The sequence below is a fragment of the Pseudomonas gingeri genome (genome assembly GCF_013386115.1).
Lineage (GTDB): Bacteria > Pseudomonadota > Gammaproteobacteria > Pseudomonadales > Pseudomonadaceae > Aquipseudomonas > Aquipseudomonas gingeri.
This window is the reverse complement of record NZ_JACAOR010000011.1, coordinates 504,134-525,229: the sequence shown is the minus strand read 5'-3', so window position 1 is coordinate 525,229 and position 21,096 is coordinate 504,134. Positions and strand designations below refer to the sequence as shown.

General features: G+C 64.6%; 16 protein-coding genes. 4 read left to right on the top strand and 12 right to left on the bottom strand.

From position 1 onward, the window contains the following. Positions 1 to 158 precede the first annotated feature (158 nt). From HX881_RS23450 to HX881_RS23400, 11 genes are all read right to left on the bottom strand, one after another. Positions 159 to 1,454 (bottom strand): ATP-binding protein, encoded by a 1,296-nt coding sequence (locus tag HX881_RS23450; RefSeq protein WP_177086846.1) that lies wholly within the window; start codon positions 1,452 to 1,454, stop codon positions 159 to 161. Beyond that, positions 1,455 to 2,162: a response regulator gene (locus HX881_RS23445; protein WP_042934701.1), complete on the bottom strand. Its 708-nt coding sequence runs from the start codon at positions 2,160 to 2,162 to the stop codon at positions 1,455 to 1,457. Between the two features lie 244 nt (positions 2,163 to 2,406). Then, positions 2,407 to 3,129, bottom strand: a complete 723-nt coding sequence (locus HX881_RS23440) for a transporter substrate-binding domain-containing protein (protein WP_177086844.1) — start codon at positions 3,127 to 3,129, stop codon at positions 2,407 to 2,409. Position 3,130: 1 nt separating this feature from the next. Beyond that, positions 3,131 to 5,782, bottom strand: a complete 2,652-nt coding sequence (gene acnA, locus HX881_RS23435) for an aconitate hydratase AcnA (protein ID WP_177086842.1) — start codon at positions 5,780 to 5,782, stop codon at positions 3,131 to 3,133. 13 nt (positions 5,783 to 5,795) lie between these two features. Continuing rightward, on the bottom strand, positions 5,796 to 6,992 hold the full coding sequence (gene rocD, locus HX881_RS23430; RefSeq protein ID WP_017124707.1) for an ornithine--oxo-acid transaminase: 1,197 nt from the start codon (positions 6,990 to 6,992) through the stop codon (positions 5,796 to 5,798). A gap of 175 nt (positions 6,993 to 7,167) precedes the next feature. Beyond that, positions 7,168 to 8,286 carry a succinylglutamate desuccinylase/aspartoacylase family protein gene (locus HX881_RS23425; protein ID WP_177086840.1) on the bottom strand — a complete coding sequence of 373 codons (1,119 nt, stop codon included), beginning with the start codon at positions 8,284 to 8,286 and terminating at the stop codon, positions 7,168 to 7,170. Between the two features lie 166 nt (positions 8,287 to 8,452). Continuing rightward, complete coding sequence (locus tag HX881_RS23420) at positions 8,453 to 9,706, bottom strand: OprD family porin (RefSeq protein ID WP_103032619.1); 1,254 nt, start codon at positions 9,704 to 9,706, stop codon at positions 8,453 to 8,455. A 112-nt stretch (positions 9,707 to 9,818) separates the two neighbouring features. Then, positions 9,819 to 11,462, bottom strand: a complete 1,644-nt coding sequence (locus HX881_RS23415; protein ID WP_017124710.1) for an ABC transporter ATP-binding protein — start codon at positions 11,460 to 11,462, stop codon at positions 9,819 to 9,821. 2 nt (positions 11,463 to 11,464) lie between these two features. After that, positions 11,465 to 12,343 (bottom strand): ABC transporter permease, encoded by an 879-nt coding sequence (locus HX881_RS23410; RefSeq protein WP_042934704.1) that lies wholly within the window; start codon positions 12,341 to 12,343, stop codon positions 11,465 to 11,467. Continuing rightward, positions 12,340 to 13,281 (bottom strand): ABC transporter permease, encoded by a 942-nt coding sequence (locus HX881_RS23405; protein WP_017124712.1) that lies wholly within the window; start codon positions 13,279 to 13,281, stop codon positions 12,340 to 12,342. The genes HX881_RS23410 and HX881_RS23405 overlap by 4 nt, the downstream gene beginning before the upstream one ends. A 2-nt stretch (positions 13,282 to 13,283) precedes the next feature. Then, on the bottom strand, positions 13,284 to 14,843 hold the full coding sequence (locus tag HX881_RS23400; protein WP_177086838.1) for an ABC transporter substrate-binding protein: 1,560 nt from the start codon (positions 14,841 to 14,843) through the stop codon (positions 13,284 to 13,286). A 580-nt stretch (positions 14,844 to 15,423) separates the two neighbouring features. Between HX881_RS23400 and HX881_RS23395 the strand changes: the two genes are divergently transcribed. Further along, positions 15,424 to 16,338 carry a LysR substrate-binding domain-containing protein gene (locus HX881_RS23395; RefSeq protein WP_017124714.1) on the top strand — a complete coding sequence of 305 codons (915 nt, stop codon included), beginning with the start codon at positions 15,424 to 15,426 and terminating at the stop codon, positions 16,336 to 16,338. A gap of 33 nt (positions 16,339 to 16,371) precedes the next feature. Then, complete coding sequence (locus tag HX881_RS23390; protein WP_246356559.1) at positions 16,372 to 17,838, top strand: serine hydrolase domain-containing protein; 1,467 nt, start codon at positions 16,372 to 16,374, stop codon at positions 17,836 to 17,838. A gap of 69 nt (positions 17,839 to 17,907) precedes the next feature. Here the strand turns inward: HX881_RS23390 and HX881_RS23385 are convergent, their stop codons facing one another. Then, positions 17,908 to 18,900 (bottom strand): GlxA family transcriptional regulator, encoded by a 993-nt coding sequence (locus HX881_RS23385; RefSeq protein ID WP_177086836.1) that lies wholly within the window; start codon positions 18,898 to 18,900, stop codon positions 17,908 to 17,910. Between the two features lie 113 nt (positions 18,901 to 19,013). Between HX881_RS23385 and inhA the strand changes: the two genes are divergently transcribed. Together inhA and HX881_RS23375 are read left to right on the top strand one after the other, a co-directional pair. Next, positions 19,014 to 19,700: an isonitrile hydratase gene (gene inhA, locus HX881_RS23380; protein ID WP_103032620.1), complete on the top strand. Its 687-nt coding sequence runs from the start codon at positions 19,014 to 19,016 to the stop codon at positions 19,698 to 19,700. 583 nt (positions 19,701 to 20,283) lie between these two features. Then, complete coding sequence (locus HX881_RS23375; protein WP_177086834.1) at positions 20,284 to 20,994, top strand: FadR/GntR family transcriptional regulator; 711 nt, start codon at positions 20,284 to 20,286, stop codon at positions 20,992 to 20,994. The last annotated feature ends 102 nt before the right edge of the window (positions 20,995 to 21,096 follow it).

The following is a 21,096-nucleotide window of genomic DNA, read 5'->3' as shown; positions in this document are numbered from 1 at the left end:
TGGCGCGATTGATGGGCCCGCTGGCCCCTACCTTCCGGACGCGCTCACCGTAGGAGCCGGCTTGCTGGCGATAGCGGCCGATCAGACGATGCAAGGCTTACTGGCCTCATCGCCGGCAAGCCGGCTCCTACGGGGTTGCGATGTTGTCGAAGCGACCGTCAGCGGGCCTGTTCCACATGCATCCAGGTCAGGCGGAACGAGGCTCCACCCCACTGCGAATCGCGCACCTCGACGTGGCCGCCATGCCATTGCGAAACCCGCCGCACCAGCGCCAGCCCGAGGCCGAAGCCGCCGGTGCGACGGTCGCGACTGGCATCCAGGCGCAGGAACGGCTCGAAGATCTTCAGCCGGCCCTCCGCCGGCACACCGGGGCCGTCGTCACAGACCAGCACCTGGTAATGGTCTTCATGACGCGTCAACGATACCTGCACCCGCCCTTCGGCATAACGAATGGCATTGCGCAGCAGGTTGATCACCGCCCGGGCCATGAAACGCGGCTCGATGCACACGCTCTCGACTTCGCAGGCGGCAATGGTCAGTTGCACGCCAGCGGCCTCCGCTTCCAGGGCCACGCTGCCCACCACGCTGTCGAGCCAGCTGTGGGCCTCGATGATCTCGCGGCGGTTCTCCCCGGCACCGTGTTCCAGGCTGGCGTAGGTCAGCAGTTCGGAAACCATGTCCTCCAGCTCGCCCAGGTCGGCGTGCATGTCGCTGATCAGTTCGCCACTGACCTGCGGATCGATATGCTGGCGCAGTTGGTCCAGCTCGAACGACAACCGCGCGATGGGCGTGCGCAGCTCATGGGACACCGCGTTGGTCAGCTCGCGCTGGTTGTCGATCAGACCCTCGATACGCGCGGCCATCTGGTTGAAATGCTCGGCCAGTTCGTAGATGTTCGAACGCCGGGGCAGATGCAGCCGCGCGCTCAGGTCATTGTTGCCGAAACGCTGGGCTGCCAGGCGCAGCCGTTCAAGGTCGCGCCAGTGCGGACGCACCCAGAAGAACAGCACGATCCCCACCAGGACCCCGAGCATCAGGTAGGCCGCGATGGTATAGGGCACCGTCATGCTCGGTTCGGGCGGCAGCTTGATGCTCAGCAGTTGCGGGCCGTCGTCGATCCGCGTGATGTACTCGGTGAACTGCTCACGGACCACCAGCTGGTTGCTGGCCAGCAGTTTCTTCTCCCGCTCGGTGAGATCCAGGGTATCGGTCTCCACCAGGCTCAGGCTCAACCCGTAATGCGGCTTCCACTCCAGCAATTGCCGCTCGCGACCGGCCTTGTCGAGAGGCCGCAGGTCCTTGACCAGGGCATAGGCCTGGCCCCGCACCGACTCACGGTTGAGGGCCTCGGTCGGGCCGTTGAGCAACTCGGTGAAGACGTAGTTGACCGTATAGATAGCGCCACCGAAACCCAGCGCCAGGAAAATGTACAGACGCAGGAACAGGCGCAGCATCTACAACTCCCAACCGAACGGATTGAACAGGTAGCCCTTGCCCCAGATGGTCTTGATGCACACCGGTTCGCGGGGATTGTCATGCAACTTGTTGCGCAGCTTGCTGACATAGACATCGACGCTGCGGTTCAGGCCATCGAAGGCAATGCCCCGAATCCGGTTGAGAATGTCATCGCGGGAAAGGATTTCCCCGGCGGCATTGGCCAGCAGCCAGAGCAGTTCGAACTCCATGGTGGTCAGTTCGATCAGCTCGCCGGCCAGGCGTACTTCGCGGCAACTGCGGTCGATGCTCAGGCGACCGAATTCGAGAGTGCCCCGCGCCGAGACATCCGGCGTCTGCCGACGTTGCAAGGCACGCAACCGCGCCAGCAGCACGGGCGGCTTGATCGGCTTGATCACATAGTCGTCGGCCCCGGATTCCAGGCCCAGGATATGGTCGAGGTCATCTTCCTTGGCCGTGAGAATCACGATGGGGGTGTCGGCAATGGCGCGAATGTCCCGGCACACCTGCAAACCGCTCTGCCCCGGCAGCATCAGGTCGAGCACCACGATCCGTGGCTTGAACTCCTGGAAAGCCGCCAATGCCACATCGCCGCGATGTACCGTGCGTACGTCGAAACCGTGCTGGGACAGGAATTGCGCCACCAGGGCCGCAAGCTTGAGGTCATCTTCAACGAGCAACACTTTGCTCAATGCCGAACTTTCCATAAGTGACAATCTGCAGATATATAGAGTGCGCGCATTATAGACGCGCCAGGGTCGATAAACTCCAGTGTCAGCGCAAACAAATCGGCTATTAAAAAATGCAACTATACAAACTTTTACATTCTTTAATCTTTTTAACAGTTGCCGCTCAATCCTTAATAACTTCCGAAACTTTTCTCTATACAACGCATATCCAGAGATTGCCTCGGCAAGTGCGATCCGTACTTGCCGGACCTGGGCCGGGCACTCACCGCGGCGCTACCAGCTCGGCACTCTGTCCGCTGGCCAGTAGCGCCTCTGCCACCGCCCCGCTCGCCTTCTGCCGCTCGACAAAGGACCTGACGAACGCCGCCGCGGCCTGATGGGCCACCGGCACGGCCACCGCCTGGCGAATGGTCATGAAGTCGTCATCCAGCAACCGCCAACGCTCATCGACCAAACCGCGCAGGTAGTCACGCACACCCGCCGCCGCGTCCAGCCCCCGCTCGATGAAAAGATCCACCGCACCTGCCGAGGTCGGCGCACGCACCAGTTCGGCGTGCTGCACGGTGCGGCTCAGGTAGAGGTCATAGGCCGCGCCCTGGCCCACCGCGATCCGCCGCCCCGGAGCATCCAGTTGTGCCACCTCGGTGAACGGCGCGTCAGCCGCCACCAGGTAGGTGCCCTTGATGATCACATAGGGTGCGCTGAAAGCGATCTCACGCTCGCGCACCGGTTCGATGGCGAGGAACGCCACACGCCAGGCGTCCTGCGCCAAGGCAGCGAAGACCTTGCCCGCCGCCTCGAAGCAGAGCGTCTCCAGGGTCACGCCGAGTTCTTCGGCCAGGGCCTCGGCCAGCCTCATGGAAACGCCACGGGGCCGGCCGTCGTCACCACGCTGGGCGAGCACCGGGTTGCCGTAGTTGATCGCGGCCCGCAACACACCGTCGGGGGCCAGTTGTTGCAGTACCTGGGGGTCAATCGGCTGCACATCACACTCCTTGGCGAGTCCGCTTCACGGTTTTACGCACGACAAACGGCAATACACCGCCGTGCTCAAGGTACCCAAGCTCCTGCAACGAGTCGAGGCGCAACAGCAGTTCCGTGGAGCAAAGCGTACCGTCCGCACGCCGGATCACCAGGGTGATCGGGTTCTCGCCCACACTCAGTTGATCGAGGCCCTCGAAGGTCAGGGCTTCGCTGCCGTCCAGGCGCAGGTCCATGGCCCCGGCGCCGCTCTTGAACACCAGCGGCAGCACGCCCATGCCGATCAGGTTGCTGCGGTGAATACGCTCGATGCTGCGCGCCACGACGACCTTGATACCCAGCAGGCTGAGCACCTTGGCCGCCCAGTCACGGCTGGAACCGGCGCCATAGTTGATCCCGGCCAGCAGTACCGTTGGCGTGCCACGGACGATGTAACTCTGCGCCGCCTGGTACAGCGGCAGGTATTCGCTGCGGTCGGCATTCCACGCCCACACGCCCTGGCGCGCCGGCTGGCCGGTATCCAGCAGGTTGTTCAGGCGCGGATTGGTGAAAGCGCCACGCACCATCACCTCATGGTTGCTGCGCCGGGTCGAATACTGGTTGAGGTCCGCCAGGGCTTCGCCGCGCTCGCGCAACCAGTGGCCGGCCAGACTCTCGGCGGGGATGGTCCCGGCCGGCGAGATATGGTCGGTGGTGACATTGTCGCCCAGTACCACCAGGGCGCGGGCATTGGCGATGGACAGCGAGGCCGCGGGCTCGGCGCCGATTCCCGCCAGGTACTGCGGGCGACGCAGGTAGGTGGACTGCGGCTGCCAGGCGAACTGCACACTGCCGTCGGCTTCCAGGGCCTGCCAGTGATGGGTGCCCTGCCAGAGCAGTTCCTGGCGCTGGCGGAACAGCGACGGCCGTACCACCCTGCTCACCAGCGCCGCCACCTCGGCGTCGTCCGGCATCAGCTCGTGCAGGTACACCGGCCGGCCGTCCCGATCCACGGCCAGTGGCTGGCTCGATACGTCGATATCGATGCTGCCGGCAATCGCATAGGCCACGCAGAGCGCCGGCGACGCCAGGTAGCCGGCAGGGACCCTGGGATTGACCCGGCCTTCGAAATTGCGGTTGCCCGAAAGCACCACCACGCCTTTCAGGCCCTGGTCGGCAAAGGCCTCCACATGGCTTTCCAGGCTGCCGGAGTTGCCGATGCAGGTCATGCAGCCGAAGCCCGTCAGTTCAAAACCGACCGCGGCGAAATCCCGTAGCAGGTCGGCGTCCTCCAGGTAATCGGCGACCACCCGCGAGCCGGGAGACAAGGATGTCTTGACCCAGGGTTTGCGCCCCACCCCACGGGCCCGGGCATTGCGGGCCAGCAAGCCGGCCTGGATCATCTGCGCCGGGTTGGCGGTGTTGGTGCAACTGGTGATGGCCGACATCACCACCGCGCCATGGCCGATGGGCACATCGAACGACGGCTCGAAAAAGCGCTGCCCGGTATCGGTGGGGATCTGCTGGTGAAACGAGGCCGCCGCCGTCGCCAGCGACTGGCGCTGGTGCGGCTGGTGAGGGCCGGCGACGCTGGGCTCGACCGTGGCCAGGTCCAGCTCGATCAGCTCGTCGAACTGCGGCTCGGGATCGCTTTCCCGACGCCACAGCGACTGCGCCGCCATATACGCCGACACCTTGCTGACCAGGGCGGTCGGGCGTGCGCTGAGGGTGAGATAGGACAGGGTTTCGTCATCGAACGGGAAAAACACCACGGTGGCGCCGTACTCCGGCGCCATATTGGCGACCGTGCCCCGTGCCGCCCAACTGAGGGACGCCAGGCCCGGCCCGGTGAACTCGACGAACTTGCCCACCATGCTGCGCCGGCGCAGCAACTCGGTCACGGTCAATGCCAGATCGGTGGCGCTGACGCCGGGGCGCAAGGCATTGCTGACCCGGATCCCCACCACCTGTGGATAGGGAATCGGCACCGGTTCGCCGAGCATCGCCGCCTGCCCTTCCAGGCCGCCGACGCCCCAGCCCAGCACACCGATGGCGTTGATCATCGGCGTGTGGCTGTCGGTGGCGACCATGCAGTCCGGGTGCAGCAGCACCTGGCCGTCGGCCATGCTCGACTCCCAGACCACCTGGGCAATCGACTCCATGTTCATCTGGTGAATGATCCCGGTGCCCGGCGGAATCACCTTGAAATTGTCCAGGCTGGCCTGGGCCCACTTGATAAACCGATAGCGCTCGCTGTTGCGACGGAAATCGATCGCCAGGTTGGCCTCCACCGCGCCGGCCTCGGCGTAGTGTTCGACGATCACCGAATGGTCGATGGTCAGCACCGCCGGAATCGACGGGTTCACCGCCCGCGGATCGCCACCCAACTCGGCTACCACGTCGCGCATGCCGGCAAAATCCGCCAGGGCCGGCAGGCAGGTGGTGTCATGGAACATCAGCCGATTGGGCTGGAACGGCACCTCGCAATCGGCACCGTTCCCCGTGGCCCGCGCCAGCACCCCGGGCAGCGCCGCCGGCGCGCAGCGGGCGATGTTTTCCAGGAGGATACGCAGCGAATACGGCAACCGTGCCAGTTGCCCGGGCGTCAGCAACTTGTGCAGGTCGAGATAGGCGAAGCGTTGCTGATCAATGTCGAGGTGGCTGAGAAATTCGCTCATACGGGGACTCAAGTCAGACCAGTTGTTTGAACACGCGCTCGATGCGCTCCAGGCCCCAGTCCAGTTCTTCGCGACTGATGGACAGCGGCGGCGCGATGCGCAGCACGTTTTCGTGGGTTTCCTTGGTCAGCACCCCCTCGGCCAGCAGCGCTTCGCAGATCGGCCGGGCATCGCGGTCCAGCTCGACCCCGACCCACAGGCCACGCCCGCGGATCTCGCGAATGGCCGGCGAGCCAAGGGCGGTCAGGCGCTCCACCAGGTACCGGCCCAGTTGCGCGCTATTGTCGATCAGGCCCTCGTCCTCCAGCACCTTCAACGCCTCCAGGCCGATGGCCGCCGCCAGCGGGTTGCCGCCGAACGTGGAGCCGTGGCTGCCGGCATCGAACAGGTCCATGATCGGGTGATCGGCGACGAACGCCGACACCGGCATGATCCCGCCGCCCAGGGCCTTGCCGAGGATCAGCGCGTCCGGGCGGATGCCTTCGTGCTCGAAGGCGAACCACTTGCCGGTCCGGCCCAGGCCCGACTGGATCTCATCGAGGATCAGCAAGGTGTTGGTTTCATCGCACAGCTGGCGCAACTCGCGCAGGAAACCGGCGGGCGGCAGGCGAATCCCGGCCTCGCCCTGGATCGGCTCGATCAGCACCGCACAGGTATCAGCGGTAATGGCCGCGCGGAAGCTCTCGATATCACCGAAGCGGGCTTCGCTGAACCCGTTGCAGAACGGACCGAAATCGGCCTTGTACGCCGGCTCCGAGGAGAACCCGACGATGGTCGAGGTGCGGCCATGGAAGTTGTTGTCGGCAACGACGATCTTTGCCTGGTTGGCCGCGATGCCCTTGACCCGGTAGCCCCAGCGGCGCGCCGCCTTGATCGCGGTTTCCACCGCTTCGGCACCGCTGTTCATCGGCAGGGCCGAATCGAAGCCGCTGATGCGGCACAGGGTCTGCAGGAAGTTGCCCAGCGGCTCGCTGTAGAACGCCCGCGAGACCACGCTGACCTTGTCGATCTGCGCCATCGCCGCCGCACGGATACGCGGGTGGGCATGGCCGTGGCTGACGGCGGAATAGGCCGACATCATGTCCAGGTAGCGCCGGCCGTCATCGCCGATGGCCCAGACGCCTTCACCCTGGACGATGACCACTTCCAGGGGTGAGTAATTGTGGGCGCAAAAGCGCTTTTCCAGGGTGATCGCCGGATTCGGTTGCATGGGAAAGTCCTGCCAGATAACAAAAAATGAATGGTTTCAAGGATCGCTCCCACGCTCTGCGTGGGAGCGCCGCCCGGGACGCTCCGCGTCCCGCTTCAAGTGCGCCTGGAGTTGACGCGGAGCGTCACGGGATGCACTCCCACGCGGAGCGTGGGAACGATCAGCTATTCGAGGATCAAGCGCTGAGCAACTTGCCGCTGCGAATCGGCGTGGCACCGGAGACCCGGCCCAGGGGATCGCCCGGCTTGACGAAGCGAACGTCGCGACGCATGTACAACACGCCGGTGTTGTGGCTGTTCAGGGTGGTGACCTTGCCGCTGTGCGGGTCGACGATATCGAACAGCGGCTCGCCCGCTTCGATGCGACTGCCAACCGCGGCGCGGTGGACCAGCACGCCGGCGCAGGGCGAATAGAACTGCTCGCTGCCCGCCAGGGGCGTGGCCGGGTTGCGCAGTTCCGGCAGCGGTCGCGGGGTGCCTTCGATAGCCCCCAGGTGAGTCAGGTAATCGATGATCGCCGTGGCATCGTGTTCGGCCAGGGCATAAGACACGTCGCGCTGACCGCGGTGTTCGATGGTCACCGCGACGCTGCTGTCGGGAATCGGGAAACGCGCGCCGAAGCGCTCGCGCAGGTTCAGCCACAGCAGGTACAACGCCTCGTCGAACGAGTTGGCCTGGGAATCGGTCGCCAGCAGGGAAACCTCGGCGCCGATATAGCGGGCCAGGGGTTCGACCGTCGGCCACACCGTTTCCCCGGTGTAGACGTGCATGGCCGCTTCGCGGGAACAATGCAGGTCGAGCACGATGTCGGCATCATGGGCCAGCAGCATCAGGGTGCGCTGCAACGACTGGAACTCATCCATCGGCTCGGCGGCCCGCAGGCACTCGCCCCAGGCCTGGCGAATCAGTTGCCGGTTGGCGTCGATGTCCTGGCCCAGCCGGGACTCGATCTTGCCCGCGATCTCCTGGTAGGGCACCGGGAAACCACGGTTGTAATTGCGCCCGCTGCCCAGCTCGAAACGCCCGCTCGGGGCACCCATGATGTACTGGCTCAGGCCCGCCGGGTTGGCCACCGCCACCAGGACGATTTCGGCATTCAGGCGGTTGGCGTCTTCGAGCTCCGCCAGTTGCCGACGCAACCGGGCGGCCACTAGCAATGCCGGCGTCTCGTCGGCGTGCAGCGCCGCCTGGATGTAGATTTTCCGCGCGGCCCCCAGTGCACCGTAATGCTCACTCTCCACGTGCCTGTGGGTACCCTGTGTCGCTTGCAGCAAGGGGTGTTGATTAAGTTTCATAAACCAGAAGTCTCGATATTCGAGTGACGGATGCCGTGGAAATAGTAGCGAGCAGCGGTGATCACCAGTAAGGGCGGCCAGGGCTATCTCGATCTGTTGTTCCGATCACGACCGCCCCCGCCGGGATCACTCCCACGATGCGCATGGGAGTGATCGGCGGGCCCTGTTACCAGAGGGCGATGGTGTAACCCAGCAGCACGCGGTTCTCGTTGACGTCGTTGAAGTAGTTGCCCTTGGCCAGGGCGTTGCGCCAGCGCATCGACACGCCCTTGAACGGACCGGTCTGCACCACGTAGGCGATGTCCAGGTCACGTTCCCATTCACGGCCTTCGCCGTTGAAACCGAGGACTTCGGCCGAATCGCCCTTGGCGTACTTGGCGCCGAAGGTCAGGCCCGGCAGGCCGATGTCGGCGAAGTTGTAGTCGTAGCGGGCGTGCCAGGCCTGTTCCCGGGTCTGGGTGAAGTTGCTGAACTGGTACTCGGTGAACAGGTAGGTGATGGAGCCGTCCAGGTAGGTGAACGGCGTGGTGCCGTACTGCCGCTGGAAGCCGCCGCCGATGCTGTGGCCCTTGTACTGGTAGGTCAGGCGCGTACTCAGGGCACGGTTGTCGACATCACCGGCCAGGCCGGCGCCATCCTTGTCGGCCTTGAAGTAGCGTATGTCGGTTTTCAGCGCGCCCGGCCCCAGGCCGAAACTGTTCTTGAACCCCACGTATTGCTGGTGGTAGATGCTGTCCAGCTCGGCGTAGTGGTAGCTGAGCAGGGTATTGGGGGTCAGCGAGTAGTCGCCGCCGGCGAAGCGGAACTTGTCGCTCAGGGCCGTGCTCTTGTAGACCTTGCTGACGGTGGTCAGCTTCATGTCTTCGTAGTTGGTCGAGTCGCGGTCCTTGGCCTGGTCCAGTTGGCCGAGGCTCAGCTTGAGGTTGCTGATGTCATTGGAGATCAGCTGGGTACCGCTGAACGACTGCGGGAACAGCCGGCTGGTGTTGGGTTGCAGGGTCGGCAGGTCCGGGACCAGGTAGCCCACGCGCAGTTCGCTCTTGGCGAAACGGGCCTTGGCGGTCACCCCCAGCTTGGAATACTCGTCGGACGCGCGCTTGTCGCTGTCGCGCTGCAGCAGCCCGGTGCCGGAACGGTCGGGGCTGGAGTCGAGCTTGACCCCGAGCATGCCGGTCAGGTCCAGGCCGAAACCCACGGTGCCTTCGGTGAAGCCGGACTTGATGCCGAGAATGAAACCTTGCGCCCATTCGTTGCGCATCGACTGCGAGGCTTCTTCACGGTAGTCGCGGTTGAAGTAGTAGTTCTTCAATTCCAGCGCGCCGCTGCTGTCCTTGATGAACTCGGCATGGGCCAGCGACGGGAGGATCCCGCTGCTGACGACGCCCACGCCGGTGATGAGATGAGTCAGGGATTTTTTCATTTTTTTAGCTCCTGGCAGTGTCGAGAGGTAGGGTGTTTTTCTTGTTCTTCGGGCATGGCTTCGCCGTTCGCGCAAATCGACGATTTGCGCGGCGGGTGAAGTCAGTCCTGGGTTACAGCGCTAGCGGGACGGGGGCCGGGCGGATGCGATAGCCACCGTTGTCCAGTTTCTCCAGGGGGCTGGCGGCGGCCAGCAACTTGCGGGTATAGGGATGTTGCGGTCGGTCGAAGATCTCGTCGCGACTGCCCATCTCCACCACCCGCCCCTCGCTCATCACCGCGACCCGATGGGCAATGCGCTCCACCGCCGCCAGGTCGTGGGAGATAAACAGGCAGGCGAAGCCGTACTGCGCCTGCAGGCGTTCGAACAGTTCGAGAATCTGCTTCTGGATGGTCATGTCCAGGGCCGAGATCGGTTCATCGGCGATCACCAGCCGCGGGTGACGGACCAGCGCCCGGCCGATCGCCACGCGCTGGCGCTGACCACCGGACAGCTGGTGCGGGAAGCGGTCGACGAACTGCTCGGCCAGGCCGATATCCGCCAGCGTCCTGGTGACCCGTTCGCGCTTTTGCGCGGGAGTCATGCCGGGCACATGGCGCAGCGGTTCGGCCAGGATGTCGCCGATCTTCATGCGTGGATCGAGGGAGGAATACGGGTCCTGGAAGATCATCTGGCACTGCAGGCGATGCTCGCGGTTGCCGGCCTTGAGAATGTCCACGCCTTCGAACTCGATGGCGCCGGCACAGGCGCTGTTCAGGCCGACGATCGCCCGGCCCAGGGTGGTCTTCCCGGACCCGCTGCCGCCCACCAGGGCCAGGGTCTCCCCCGGCGCGATGGTCAGGTTGGCCGAATGCACCACGCGCTTGGGCTGGCTGCGCCCCCACAGGCTGCGCGGGCCGGGGTGTTCGATGCACACGTCCCTGACCGTCAGCAACGGCCCATCCGCCTTCGGCAGCTCGGCCAGTTCGCCGCGCCGGGGCAGCGCCTCCAGCAACTGGCGGGTGTACTCGGCCTTGGGCGCCAGCAGGATCTGCTGGATGCTGCCCTGCTCCACCGCGCGGCCCTCGCGCATCACCACCACCTTGTCGGCATAACGCGCCACCAGGGACAGGTCATGGCTGATAAAGAGAATTGCCGTGCCCTGCTCGCGGGTCAGCTCCAGCATCAGCTTCAACACGTCCAGTTGCGCCAGGCAGTCAAGGGCGGTGGTCGGCTCGTCGGCGATCAGCAGCGCCGGGCGCAACAGCATCACCGAAGCGAGCATGATCCGCTGACGCATGCCGCCGGAGAACTCATGGGGATAGGCGGCCAGGCAGCGCTCGGCATCCTTGATGCCGATATGACCGAGCATCTCCAGGCTGCGCTGGCGAATCTGCGCGTCGCTCAACAGCGTGTGCAGGCGCAGGCCCTCGGCCATCTGTTCGCCAATGCTCATCGACGGGTTGAGGGAGACCATGGGTTCCTGGAACACCATGCCGATCTTCGCCCCGCGCAAGGCCCGCAGTTGCTCGGGCGTGAGCTGATTGAGGTCATGTCCCTGGAAGCGCACCTGGCCGCCGCAATGTTCCAGGGGCGGCGGCAGCAGGCCGATGGCGGCACGGGCGGCCATGGTCTTGCCGCTGCCGGATTCGCCCACCAGCGCGACGATCTCGCCGGGGGCGATGGTGAAGCTCAGGTCATTGACCGCCAACGGGCCATGGCTGCCCACGCGGATTTTCAGCTGATCAACCGCCAGCAATACATCGGTCGTGGTCATGGTCACTTGCTCATCCGCGGGTCGAGACGATCACGCAAGGCGTCGCCACAGAGGTTGAACGCCAGCAGCGCCATGGCGATGCAGGCTCCGGGAAACAGCCCCAGCCAACTGGCCGTGGCGATATACGGGCGGCTGGCCGCCAGCATGTTGCCCCAGGTCGCCGCCGGTGGCGGCACGCCCAGGCCGAGGAAGCTCAGGGAGCTTTCGGCGAGGATCGCCCAGCCGAACATGCTGGTGGCGAGCACACAGACGGGTGCCACGCAGTTGGGCGCGATATGCCGCAACATGGTGTACAGCTCGGAGTTGCCGATGACCCGCGAGGCTTCGACGAACTCTTTCTCCCGCAGCGACAGCACCGTGCCGCGCACCACCCGCACCACCGAAGGGGTGTAGGCCAGGCTCAGGGCGAAGACGATGCCGTACAGGCTCGGGCCGATGATCGCCATCAGGCCCAGGGCCAGCAGGATGCCGGGAAATGCCAGCAAGGCGTCGTTGACCATCATCAGGCCACGGTCGACCCAGCCGCGCAGGAAGCCGGCCAGCAGGCCCAGCAACGTCCCGGCACTGATCGCCAGGGTCACGGTGAGAATGCTGACCCACAGGCTGGTGTGCGCGCCGATCATCAACCGGCTCAACACATCGCGACCATATTCGTCGGTGCCCAGCCAGTGGGCGGCCGTCGGTGCCTGCAAGCGTGCCAGCAGGTTCAGGCTCAGGGGATCGTGGGGCGTCCAGACCAGGCCGAGCAAGGCCATGATCAACAGCACGGCCAGCAGGATCGCGCCGATCAGCGCGTTCAACGGCGGCACACGCCAGGACCTGGAAGCACGCACCGGCGCCGGCAGCAGCACCTCGGGCGCGGCAGGAAGAGGCTTATTCATAACTTAACCCTGGGGTCGAAGAGCGGGTACAGCAGGTCCACCAACAGGTTGACCAGCACATAGACAAAGGTCACCAGCAGCAGGCAGCCTTGCAGCACCGGGTAGTCCCGGGCGTAGATGGCATCGACCATCAGGCGGCCGATGCCCGGCAGGGTGAACACGGTTTCCAGCACGGCGATACCGCTGAGCAGGTTGCCGAGGATCAGGCCGATCAGGGTCAGCGTCGGCGCAAAGGAATTGCGCAGCGCGTGGCGCCACAACACCGCCCGCTCCGACAGGCCCTTGGCCCGGGCATGGGTGATGTATTCCAGGCGCAGCACCTCAATGGCGCTGGCCCGGGCCATCCGCGTGATCGCCCCGAGTTCCACCAGGGTCAGGGTGACGATCGGCAGGACGATGTAGCTCAGGGCCTGCCACGGCGCCGTACCGAACGACACGTAGCCCACCACCGGCAACCAGCCCAGCTTGATACCGAAGGCGTAGAGCAGCAGCAGGCCGAGCCAGAAGCTGGGGATCGACAGCAGCAGCGTGGCCGTCGACACCACGCCGAAATCCAGCGTGCTGTTCTGTTTCCAGGCCGACAGCAGGCCGGCGGGCACCGCGATCAGGGCCGCCAGCAGCACCGACACCAGAACGATCCCGGCACTGACCTGGAAGCGCTCGAGGATCAGTGGCAGCACCGCCTCGCTGGTGGTGATCGAATGGCCCAGGTCGCCGCTGAACACGGCCTTGAGCCAGATCACGAACTGCAACGGCAGCGGCTGGTCCAGCCCCAGGGCGGCACGGGTGACTTCCAGGCTGTGGGCGTCGGCCATGTCGCCGAGCATCAACAGGGCCGGATCACCCGGCACCAGGCGGATGATCGCGAAGACCATCAGCGAGATCAGCAGCAAGGTCGGGATCGCCATTGCCAGCCGTTGAACGATGAAACGCAACATCCTCAGTTACTCCCGGACGCAGGCACGCTGACGGTCCACAGCCGCGGCTTGGACACCGGCCAGGTGCGCAGGCCCTGCACGTAATCGCGGGAGGCGGCAATCGCGTTGCCGTTGTACATCGGGATCATCGGTACATCCTTGAGCATCTGTCGATGCAACTGGTCGAACAGCGCCTGGCGCTTGTCGATATCGGATTCACGCTGGGCCTCGCGCAGCCACTGGCGCGCCTCGGGGTTATCCCAGACCTTGCGCGGTTCCTTGTCCTTGTCGCCGGTCACCGAGTCGAAGCTCAGGGCCGGGTCCAGGCGCTCGGAATACGGGAAAGCCATCATCTGGTAGTTGCCGGTCTGGTAGCGTTCGAGCTGGGTGCCCCACTCCAGGGTTTCCAGTTCCAGGTTGATGCCGCTGGCCTTGGCCATGGCCTGGACGAACACGCCCATGTCGAAGATCGCGGCGTAGCGCTTGTTGACGATCAGCTTGATCGGCTCGCCCTTGTAACCGGCCTCGCGCAGCAGTTGCGCGGTTTTCGCCGGGTCGAAGTTGAAGCCCAGGTCCTGCGTCGCCTTGTGATAGTGACTGCCGCTGGCGACCATCGAGTTGTTGGCCTGGGAGCGTCCCCCCGTGAGCGCGGCGACGATCTGCGCGGAGTCCAGGGCATGGGCGATGGCCTGGCGCAGGCGCACGTCCTTGAGCAGCGGATCACGGGTCTGGAACAGCAGGGCATTGACCGACATGGTGCCGCTGGAGGTGACCTTGATGCCGGAACTGGCGGCCAGTTCGGTGGCGTCCAGCGGGGTGACATCGATCAGCAGGTCGACGTTCTTCGACAGCAATGCCGCCTTGGCCGCCGCCGGGTCCGGAATCACCAGCAGGCGGACGCGGTCCAGGTTGGTGGTCTTGTTGCCGGTGTAACCGTCCGGGGCCTTTTCATTCCGCGGGGTGTAGTTGGCGTTGCGCAGCAGTTCGACATACTGGCCGGGCTTCCACTCACCCAGGCGGAACGGACCGGTGCCGATGGGCGCCTTCCACTGGCCGTCCACCACCGAGTCCGGGTGCAGGATGCCGCTGCCGCCACATTCAGGCAGCGCGGTGCTGGTAAGGAACAGGCCGTTGGGCTTGTCGAGGGTGAACACCACGGTCAGTGCATCCGGCGCACTGATATCGACGATCTTCGCGCCGCCATGGCCGTCGAACTCGGGGGCGCAGCGCCATTGGGTCTTCGGGTCCAGGTAATGCTTCCAGGTCCACAGCACTTCGGCCGAGGTCAACGGCGCACCGTTCTGGAATTTCACCCCGTCACGCAGATGGAAGGTATAGCGCAGGCCGTCATCGGACATCTGCACATCCTTGGCCAGCAGCGGGCCGACGGTCGCATCTTCACGGAAGGCCACCAGTCCTTCGGTGATGTGCAGGATGATCGCGTCGGAGTTGGTGTCACGGTTGACTCCTGGCTCGGTGCTGCGAATGTCGGCGTTCAACGCCACCTTCAACAGATTCTCGGCGTGAGCGGTGCCCATCAGCGCAGCTGACAAGGCGCCAGCCAGGATTAAAGTCTTATTCATGATAAATGCACCCTAAATGATCCTTAAGCTCGGGTTCGGACGCTGGCAGGACCCAAGAACAGGCACGGCCGAACACCTCATGATTTGTTGTTGTTTTAATCGCGCTTATCCCATAGGCCGCGGCACTATCGAATCGCTTATAACCTTTCGTTTATCAATAACCGGGTATTGATAATATTTGGTCAGACTCACTGACGCGGGTATTTCCAATCAATGCCCCGACACCGTGTTCATGTTCCGGAACCGATCTTAGAAGCAACCCGAGGAACTTGAGAAGAACGCTCGGAGTGATCGGGATCGGTCCAGGCGATCAACCCCTGGTCCGTTGTGGTCATGGCTCAACCCTACCGAGAAATCGGGCCCTGGAGCGGAAAAAATTGCGATTTCAGTGATCAGAAATACTGAACCTGATCGTCAATACCGATCTTTCAAGGCCAATTGGCATCCGATAAGCTGCGGCCGGTGCATTATTGGACGACCCGGTTTTCGCCCTACAAACAATTCTCATTCGATAATTAACATCGTGCACACAACAACTGGAACAGCTTGATCAATAACGAACGAAACGAGGCCGACCGTCATGACTCTCACCCATCTTCGCGCGTTCTGTTCCGTGGTTGAAAAGGGCAGTTTCCGTTCTGCCGCACGCCAACTGGATGTCGCCCAAAGTACCCTGACGCAATCGATCCAGACCCTGGAAAAAGAACTCGGCGTGGTCTTGCTGCAGCGCTCGAACCAGGGCATCAACCTGACTCCGGCCGGCGAGGTGTTCCTGATCCGCGCCCGCTCCATCACCCTCGATTGCGAACGTGCCCTGCTCGATCTGCAACCCTGGAAAGGCGAACCCGAAGGCCATATCGCCCTGGGCGTGACCTCCGAGCCCCTGGCCGAATTGCTCCTGCCGGTGCTGAGCAGCTTCACCCAGCGCTTCCCGCGCATGCAGGTGCACGTGGCGAGCGGTTCGACCAAGGGCCTGATCGAAAAGGTCCGCGACGGCCGCCTGGATTTCGTGCTCTGCCCGCTGGCCCCGAATGTCAGCGATATCGACCTGTCCATCGACCGCCTCTACAGTTCCAACGCCGGCATCATCGCGCGCAAGGGTCACCCCCAGGCCCAGGCCCGCTCGGTACAGGCCCTCACCGATTGCCAGTGGATCAGCGTGCGCCCGGCAGGCGTGGTGGGCGGCGCGGAAAACCGCCTGACCGAACTGTTTCGCGCCCAGGGCCTGGCGCCGCCGAAGATCGCCATCACCACCGACTCGCTGCTGGAAACCCTGCACATCGTCTCGGAAACCGACTACCTGACCATCGAGCCGCGCATGCTGCCGGGGATGAAACTGTTTTCCAGCGCCCTGACCACCATCGCCATCGAAGAGCCCCTGGCGTCGCGCGATGTCTGCCTGATCAGCCGTCGCGCCTCGCCGCTGACCAGCGTCAGCCAGGAGCTGACCAGCATGCTGATTTCCTATTCACGGCTGGTGCACCGTACCCGCTGATCCACTCCTCCCCCGAAGACGCCGAGCCTGTCCATGCCTAGCGATTGCGCAACACCCACCCTGCCCCGCACCTCCCACGACGGCCTGCCCCGCGCCACCCCCGGCAGTGTCGGCATCGATGCCGACCATGTGCGCGCCTTCCTCGACGAAGTCCAGGCCGCCGGCCTCGACCTGCATGGCCTGATGCTGCACCGCCACGGCCATGTGGTCACCGAAGGCTGGAGCTGGCCCTGCGACCCGAACGAACCCCGCGTCCTGCATTCGGTGGCCAAGAGCTTCACCGCCTGCGCCATCGGCCTGGCCGTGGAAGAAGGCCTGCTGAAGCTGGATGACCGGGTGGCGGCATTCTTTCCCGAGCACCTGCCGGCCGATGCCGACCCGCGGCTGGCGCACCTGACCGTCGAGCACCTGCTGACCATGCGCACCGGCCATGCCTCGAACACCTCGGGGTCGGTATGGCGTGCCATCGACACCAGCTGGATCACCGAGTACTTCAAGATCCCCCTGGCCTATGCCCCCGGCAGCCATTACGTCTATACCAGTGCCGCCAGCTACATGCTCTCGGCCCTGATCAACCGGGTGACCGGACAGACCCTTCACGAATACCTCAAGCCCCGCCTGTTCGTCCCGCTGGGCATCGACAACGAGCGCTGGGCCATCGGCCCCGATGGCGTCAATCCCGGCGGCAACGGCCTGACCGCGCCGGTCTGGGCGATGCTCAAGCTGGCGATCCTGCATGCCCAGGGCGGGATGTGGGAAGGCCGGCGGATCCTGCCGGCGGACTGGGTCGAGGCGGCCACCCGCCCGCAAGGTGGCCCGGACAGCCGCTACGGTTACCACTGGGCAATCAAGCCACGCCACGCCTATACCGCCGTCGGCGTGTTCGTGCAGATGGCCATGGTGTTTCCCGAATACGGCGCCACCCTCGCCATCGTCGGCGGCATGAAGAATTCCGCCGAGGTGATTCCCTTTATCGAACGCCACTTCCCGGCCGCCTTCGGCAACGACAGGCAACCGCGCCCGGAGGCGGATGCACGACTGCAACAGCGCCTGGCGCGCATGGGCGACCCCCCCGTGCTGGTTTCCAGCGGCGCGCCGTCAGCGGCCCCCTCGGGGGTTTTCGAGGTGCAGGCCAACAACCTCGGCGTCCGCCAGCTGTCCTTTGCCTTTGAAGACAATCTGCTGCGGTTCCAGCTGACCGATACCCATGCCAGCCATGCCCTGGAGGTAGGCATCGGGCAGTGGCTGCGCGGCGTCACCGATATGCCGGGACGGGCCCTGCACCACGGTTACGAATTCAAGGGCGCGCAGATCGTCGCCGGTGCCCGCTGGCTGGATGGCAAGACCCTGGAAATGACCTGGATCTACCCGCAGACCGCGTTTCGCGACCGGGTGCTGTGTGTGTTCGACGGCGATCAGCTGAGCTTCGCCCGCACCGTCAACGTCAACAGTGCCGGGCGCGAACAGGAAGTGTTGCAGGGGCAGCGCATCAAGGTTTGACTTTTGCCATAAACGCGGACGCGGAGCACCCCGGGAGGCATTCCCACGCAGGAGCGCGGGAACGATCGTTCAGGCGTCCGCTCTCGTTAGCCCGCTGCTGCTGAAGCGCTCGCGATAGGCCTGGGGTGTCACACCCAGGGCCCGCAGGAAACTGCGACGCAAGGTCTCCTCGCTGCCAAAGCCGCAGCGGGCGGCGATCCGCTTGATCGGCGTGGCGGTGTCGCTGAGCAGGCGACGAGCGCTTTCCACACGGAGATTCTCGATGGCACGGGCCGGCGTCTGGCCGGTCTCCGTGCGGTAGTGGCGGACAAAACTGCGCTCGCTCATGCCCACCTGTTGCGCCAGGACCGGAATCGACAGGTCCATCGCCAGGTGCTCGGCGATCCACGCGTGCAGGTCGCCAAAACGGTTGCCGGACTTCTGCAGGGACAAGGTCGCGCTGAACTGCGACTGACCACCCGGACGCTTGAGAAACACCACCAGGTGCCGCGCCACTTCCAGCGCCATCGGCCGCCCCAGGTCCTGTTCCACCAGCGCCAGGGACAGGTCGATACCGGCGGTGACTCCGGCGGACGTCCAGACCGGTCCGTCATTGATAAAGATCGGATTGGGTTCGACCTGCAACTTCGGATATTGCTCGGCCAACTGCTCGCAGCGGGTCCAGTGCGTCGCCACCCGCCGCCCATCCAGCCAGCCGCTGGCCGCCAGCAGGAATGCCCCGGTGCACACCGAGGCGACCCGTCGGGCGCAGGCGGCTTGCTGGCGCACCCATTCCACCAGCAGCGGGTCCTCGGCAGCGGCGTAGGTGCCCCAGCCACCGGCGATGATCAGACTGTCGCAGGGCGTCGTCGCCGCCGGCAGCGGCTCGGCCACCAGCGCCAGGCCGGCCGAACTCATCACCGGCCCGGCCTGGGCGGCAATCACTCGCGGCGCATAGGGCAACGGCAGGCCCTGGGAACGAGCCAGATCGTTGGCCGAAGCAAACACCTGCAGCGGCCCGGTGACATCGAGCACCTGCACATTGGGAAAAGCCAGTACCTGGATGATGCGGGGTCTGTTCATGATGATTGGCGTAAAAAGTGGGCTGTATGGCGCATTCGCCAAATGCTACGGGACTAGAGTGAAGCCGTCCACACACGCCGGACCCGCTTATCCCTTCACGAGGAGCTTTCGACATGACGCTGCACATCGGCTTTCTGCTGTTCCCCAACGTGCAACAACTGGACCTGACCGGTCCTTACGATGTCCTCGCCTCGCTGCCGGATGCCAAATTGCACCTGGTCTGGAAAGACCTCGAAACGGTGAAGTCCAGCACCGGCCTGCCCTTCACCCCGACCACCACCTTTGCCGACTGTCCGGCGCTGGACGTGATCTGTGTCCCCGGTGGTGCCGGTGTGGGAGCGTTGATGGAAGATCCCGAGACGCTGGCCTTCATCAACCGACAGGCCGAGCAGGCGCGCTATGTCACGTCGGTCTGCACCGGTTCGCTGGTGCTCGGCGCCGCCGGCCTGTTGCGCGGACGCAAGGCCACCACCCACTGGGCCTATCACGACATGCTGACGACCCTCGGCGCGATAGCCGTGAAGGAGCGCGTGGTCCGTGACGGCAACCTGCTGACCGGCGGTGGCATCACCGCCGGGATCGACTTCGCCCTGACCCTGGTCAGCGAACTGGTGGGCGCCGAGGAAGCCCAGGCGATCCAATTGCAGCTGGAATACGCACCGGCGCCACCGTTCAATTCCGGTAGCCCGGAAACCGCTCCCGAGGCGATCCTCGCCATCGCCCGGCAGCGGGTGGTGGAATCGCGCCGCCAGCGCGGCCTGATCACAGAACGGGCGGCCGGGCGGTTGGGCTTGCTCTGAGGATCGCGCCCTCCAGATATCCTCCTGGAGGGTGGGAAATACATCGACCTTGCGATTGCCATCGCCAGCAAGCCGGCTCCCACGGGATTCGGGCCAGACAGGGCATAAGCGCCGAGCACCAACCCTGTAGGAGCTGGCTTGCCAGCGATTGAGGCCGGTGGGAATTGCATCGACCTCACGGTCGCCATCGCCAGCAAGCCGGCTCCCACAGGACTCGGGCCAGACATGGCATATGCGCCGAGCACCAACCATGTGGGAGCTGGCTTGCCAGCGATGAGGCCAGTGGGAATTGCATCGATCTTGCGATTGCCATCGCCAGCAAGCCGGCTCCCACGGGATTTGGGCTAGACATGGCATATGCGCCGAGCACTAACCCTGTGGGAGCTGGCTTGCCAGCGATGGGGTCATGCAGATCGCTGCAAGCCTCAAGGACCTCATTGTCGGCAGGTCGGCGCCTGCAGGTTATGCGCTGTTTTCAATGGCCTGTTTCCTCGGCTGAACGGCATTGACCATGGCAGCGCGGTATTGACAGGAAAATCCGGCTCGGTCATTGTCTGACAACCTGACTTATGAGCAGACTCCCATGCTTGAACTCCAGCGCCCCGACTCCCTGGTCGAACGGGTCGTCAGCGCCATTCGTGCCGAAATCGAATCCGGTCGCCTCGCGGCCGAATCGCGCCTGCCCACCGAACAGCAGCTGGCTGAACAGCTGAATGTCAGCCGTTCCGTGGTGCGCGAAGCGATTGCCCAGCTCAAGGCCGACGGCATCCTCGTTGCCCGTCGCGGCCTCGGCTCGTATATCTCGCAAACCCCTGCCGGGACCGTGTTCCGTTTTCCGAAAGGCACCGGGCGCAACACCGACCTGGCGCAGATGTTCGAAATGCGCCTGTGGATCGAGACCCAGGCCGCCGCCATTGCCGCCCAGCGCCGTGATGCCGGCGACCTGCAACGCATGCGCGACGCCTTGCAGGAAATGCACGACAAACGCACCGACTTCGCCGCCGCCGCCAGTGCCGATGTGGCCTTTCACCGGGCCATCGCCGAGGCCAGCAAGAACGACTACTTTGTCGCCTTCCACGATTTCCTCCGCGGGCAACTGGCCGAAGCCCGGCGCGCCGCCTGGGAAAACTCGGCGACGCGTTCGGTAGGCGGCTCGGCAGACGCCGGCCGGGAACACCAGGCACTGTTCCAGGCCATCGTCGACGGCGATCGCCAGGCCGCGGCGGCCTGTGCCGAAGCCCACCTGCGAGCGGCGGCCAAGCGCCTGCAACTGGAGTTGCCTGCGATGAATTGAACTGTAGGCGCTGGCTTGCCGGCGATGAGGCCACCGGGAATTGCATCGATCTCGCGCCGCCATCGCCAGCAAGCCAACTCCCACAGTGGGTGGTGTGATTTT

Bases quoted from the DNA above. Each gene is read 5' to 3' on its own strand.
- rocD (WP_017124707.1), bottom strand. From the start codon at position 6,992: ATGCAACCGAATCCGGCGATCACCCTGGAAAAGCGCTTTTGCGCCCAC.
- HX881_RS23385 (WP_177086836.1), bottom strand. From the start codon at position 18,900: ATGAACAGACCCCGCATCATCCAGGTACTGGCTTTTCCCAATGTGCAG.
- HX881_RS23420 (WP_103032619.1), bottom strand. From the start codon at position 9,706: ATGAAAAAATCCCTGACTCATCTCATCACCGGCGTGGGCGTCGTCAGC.
- inhA (WP_103032620.1), top strand. From the start codon at position 19,014: ATGACGCTGCACATCGGCTTTCTGCTGTTCCCCAACGTGCAACAACTG.
- HX881_RS23450 (WP_177086846.1), bottom strand. From the start codon at position 1,454: ATGCTGCGCCTGTTCCTGCGTCTGTACATTTTCCTGGCGCTGGGTTTC.
- HX881_RS23405 (WP_017124712.1), bottom strand. From the start codon at position 13,281: ATGTTGCGTTTCATCGTTCAACGGCTGGCAATGGCGATCCCGACCTTG.
- HX881_RS23445 (WP_042934701.1), bottom strand. From the start codon at position 2,162: ATGGAAAGTTCGGCATTGAGCAAAGTGTTGCTCGTTGAAGATGACCTC.
- acnA (WP_177086842.1), bottom strand. From the start codon at position 5,782: ATGAGCGAATTTCTCAGCCACCTCGACATTGATCAGCAACGCTTCGCC.
- HX881_RS23410 (WP_042934704.1), bottom strand. From the start codon at position 12,343: ATGAATAAGCCTCTTCCTGCCGCGCCCGAGGTGCTGCTGCCGGCGCCG.
- HX881_RS23375 (WP_177086834.1), top strand. From the start codon at position 20,284: ATGCTTGAACTCCAGCGCCCCGACTCCCTGGTCGAACGGGTCGTCAGC.
- HX881_RS23425 (WP_177086840.1), bottom strand. From the start codon at position 8,286: ATGAAACTTAATCAACACCCCTTGCTGCAAGCGACACAGGGTACCCAC.
- HX881_RS23400 (WP_177086838.1), bottom strand. From the start codon at position 14,843: ATGAATAAGACTTTAATCCTGGCTGGCGCCTTGTCAGCTGCGCTGATG.
- HX881_RS23395 (WP_017124714.1), top strand. From the start codon at position 15,424: ATGACTCTCACCCATCTTCGCGCGTTCTGTTCCGTGGTTGAAAAGGGC.
- HX881_RS23415 (WP_017124710.1), bottom strand. From the start codon at position 11,462: ATGACCACGACCGATGTATTGCTGGCGGTTGATCAGCTGAAAATCCGC.
- HX881_RS23390 (WP_246356559.1), top strand. From the start codon at position 16,372: ATGCCTAGCGATTGCGCAACACCCACCCTGCCCCGCACCTCCCACGAC.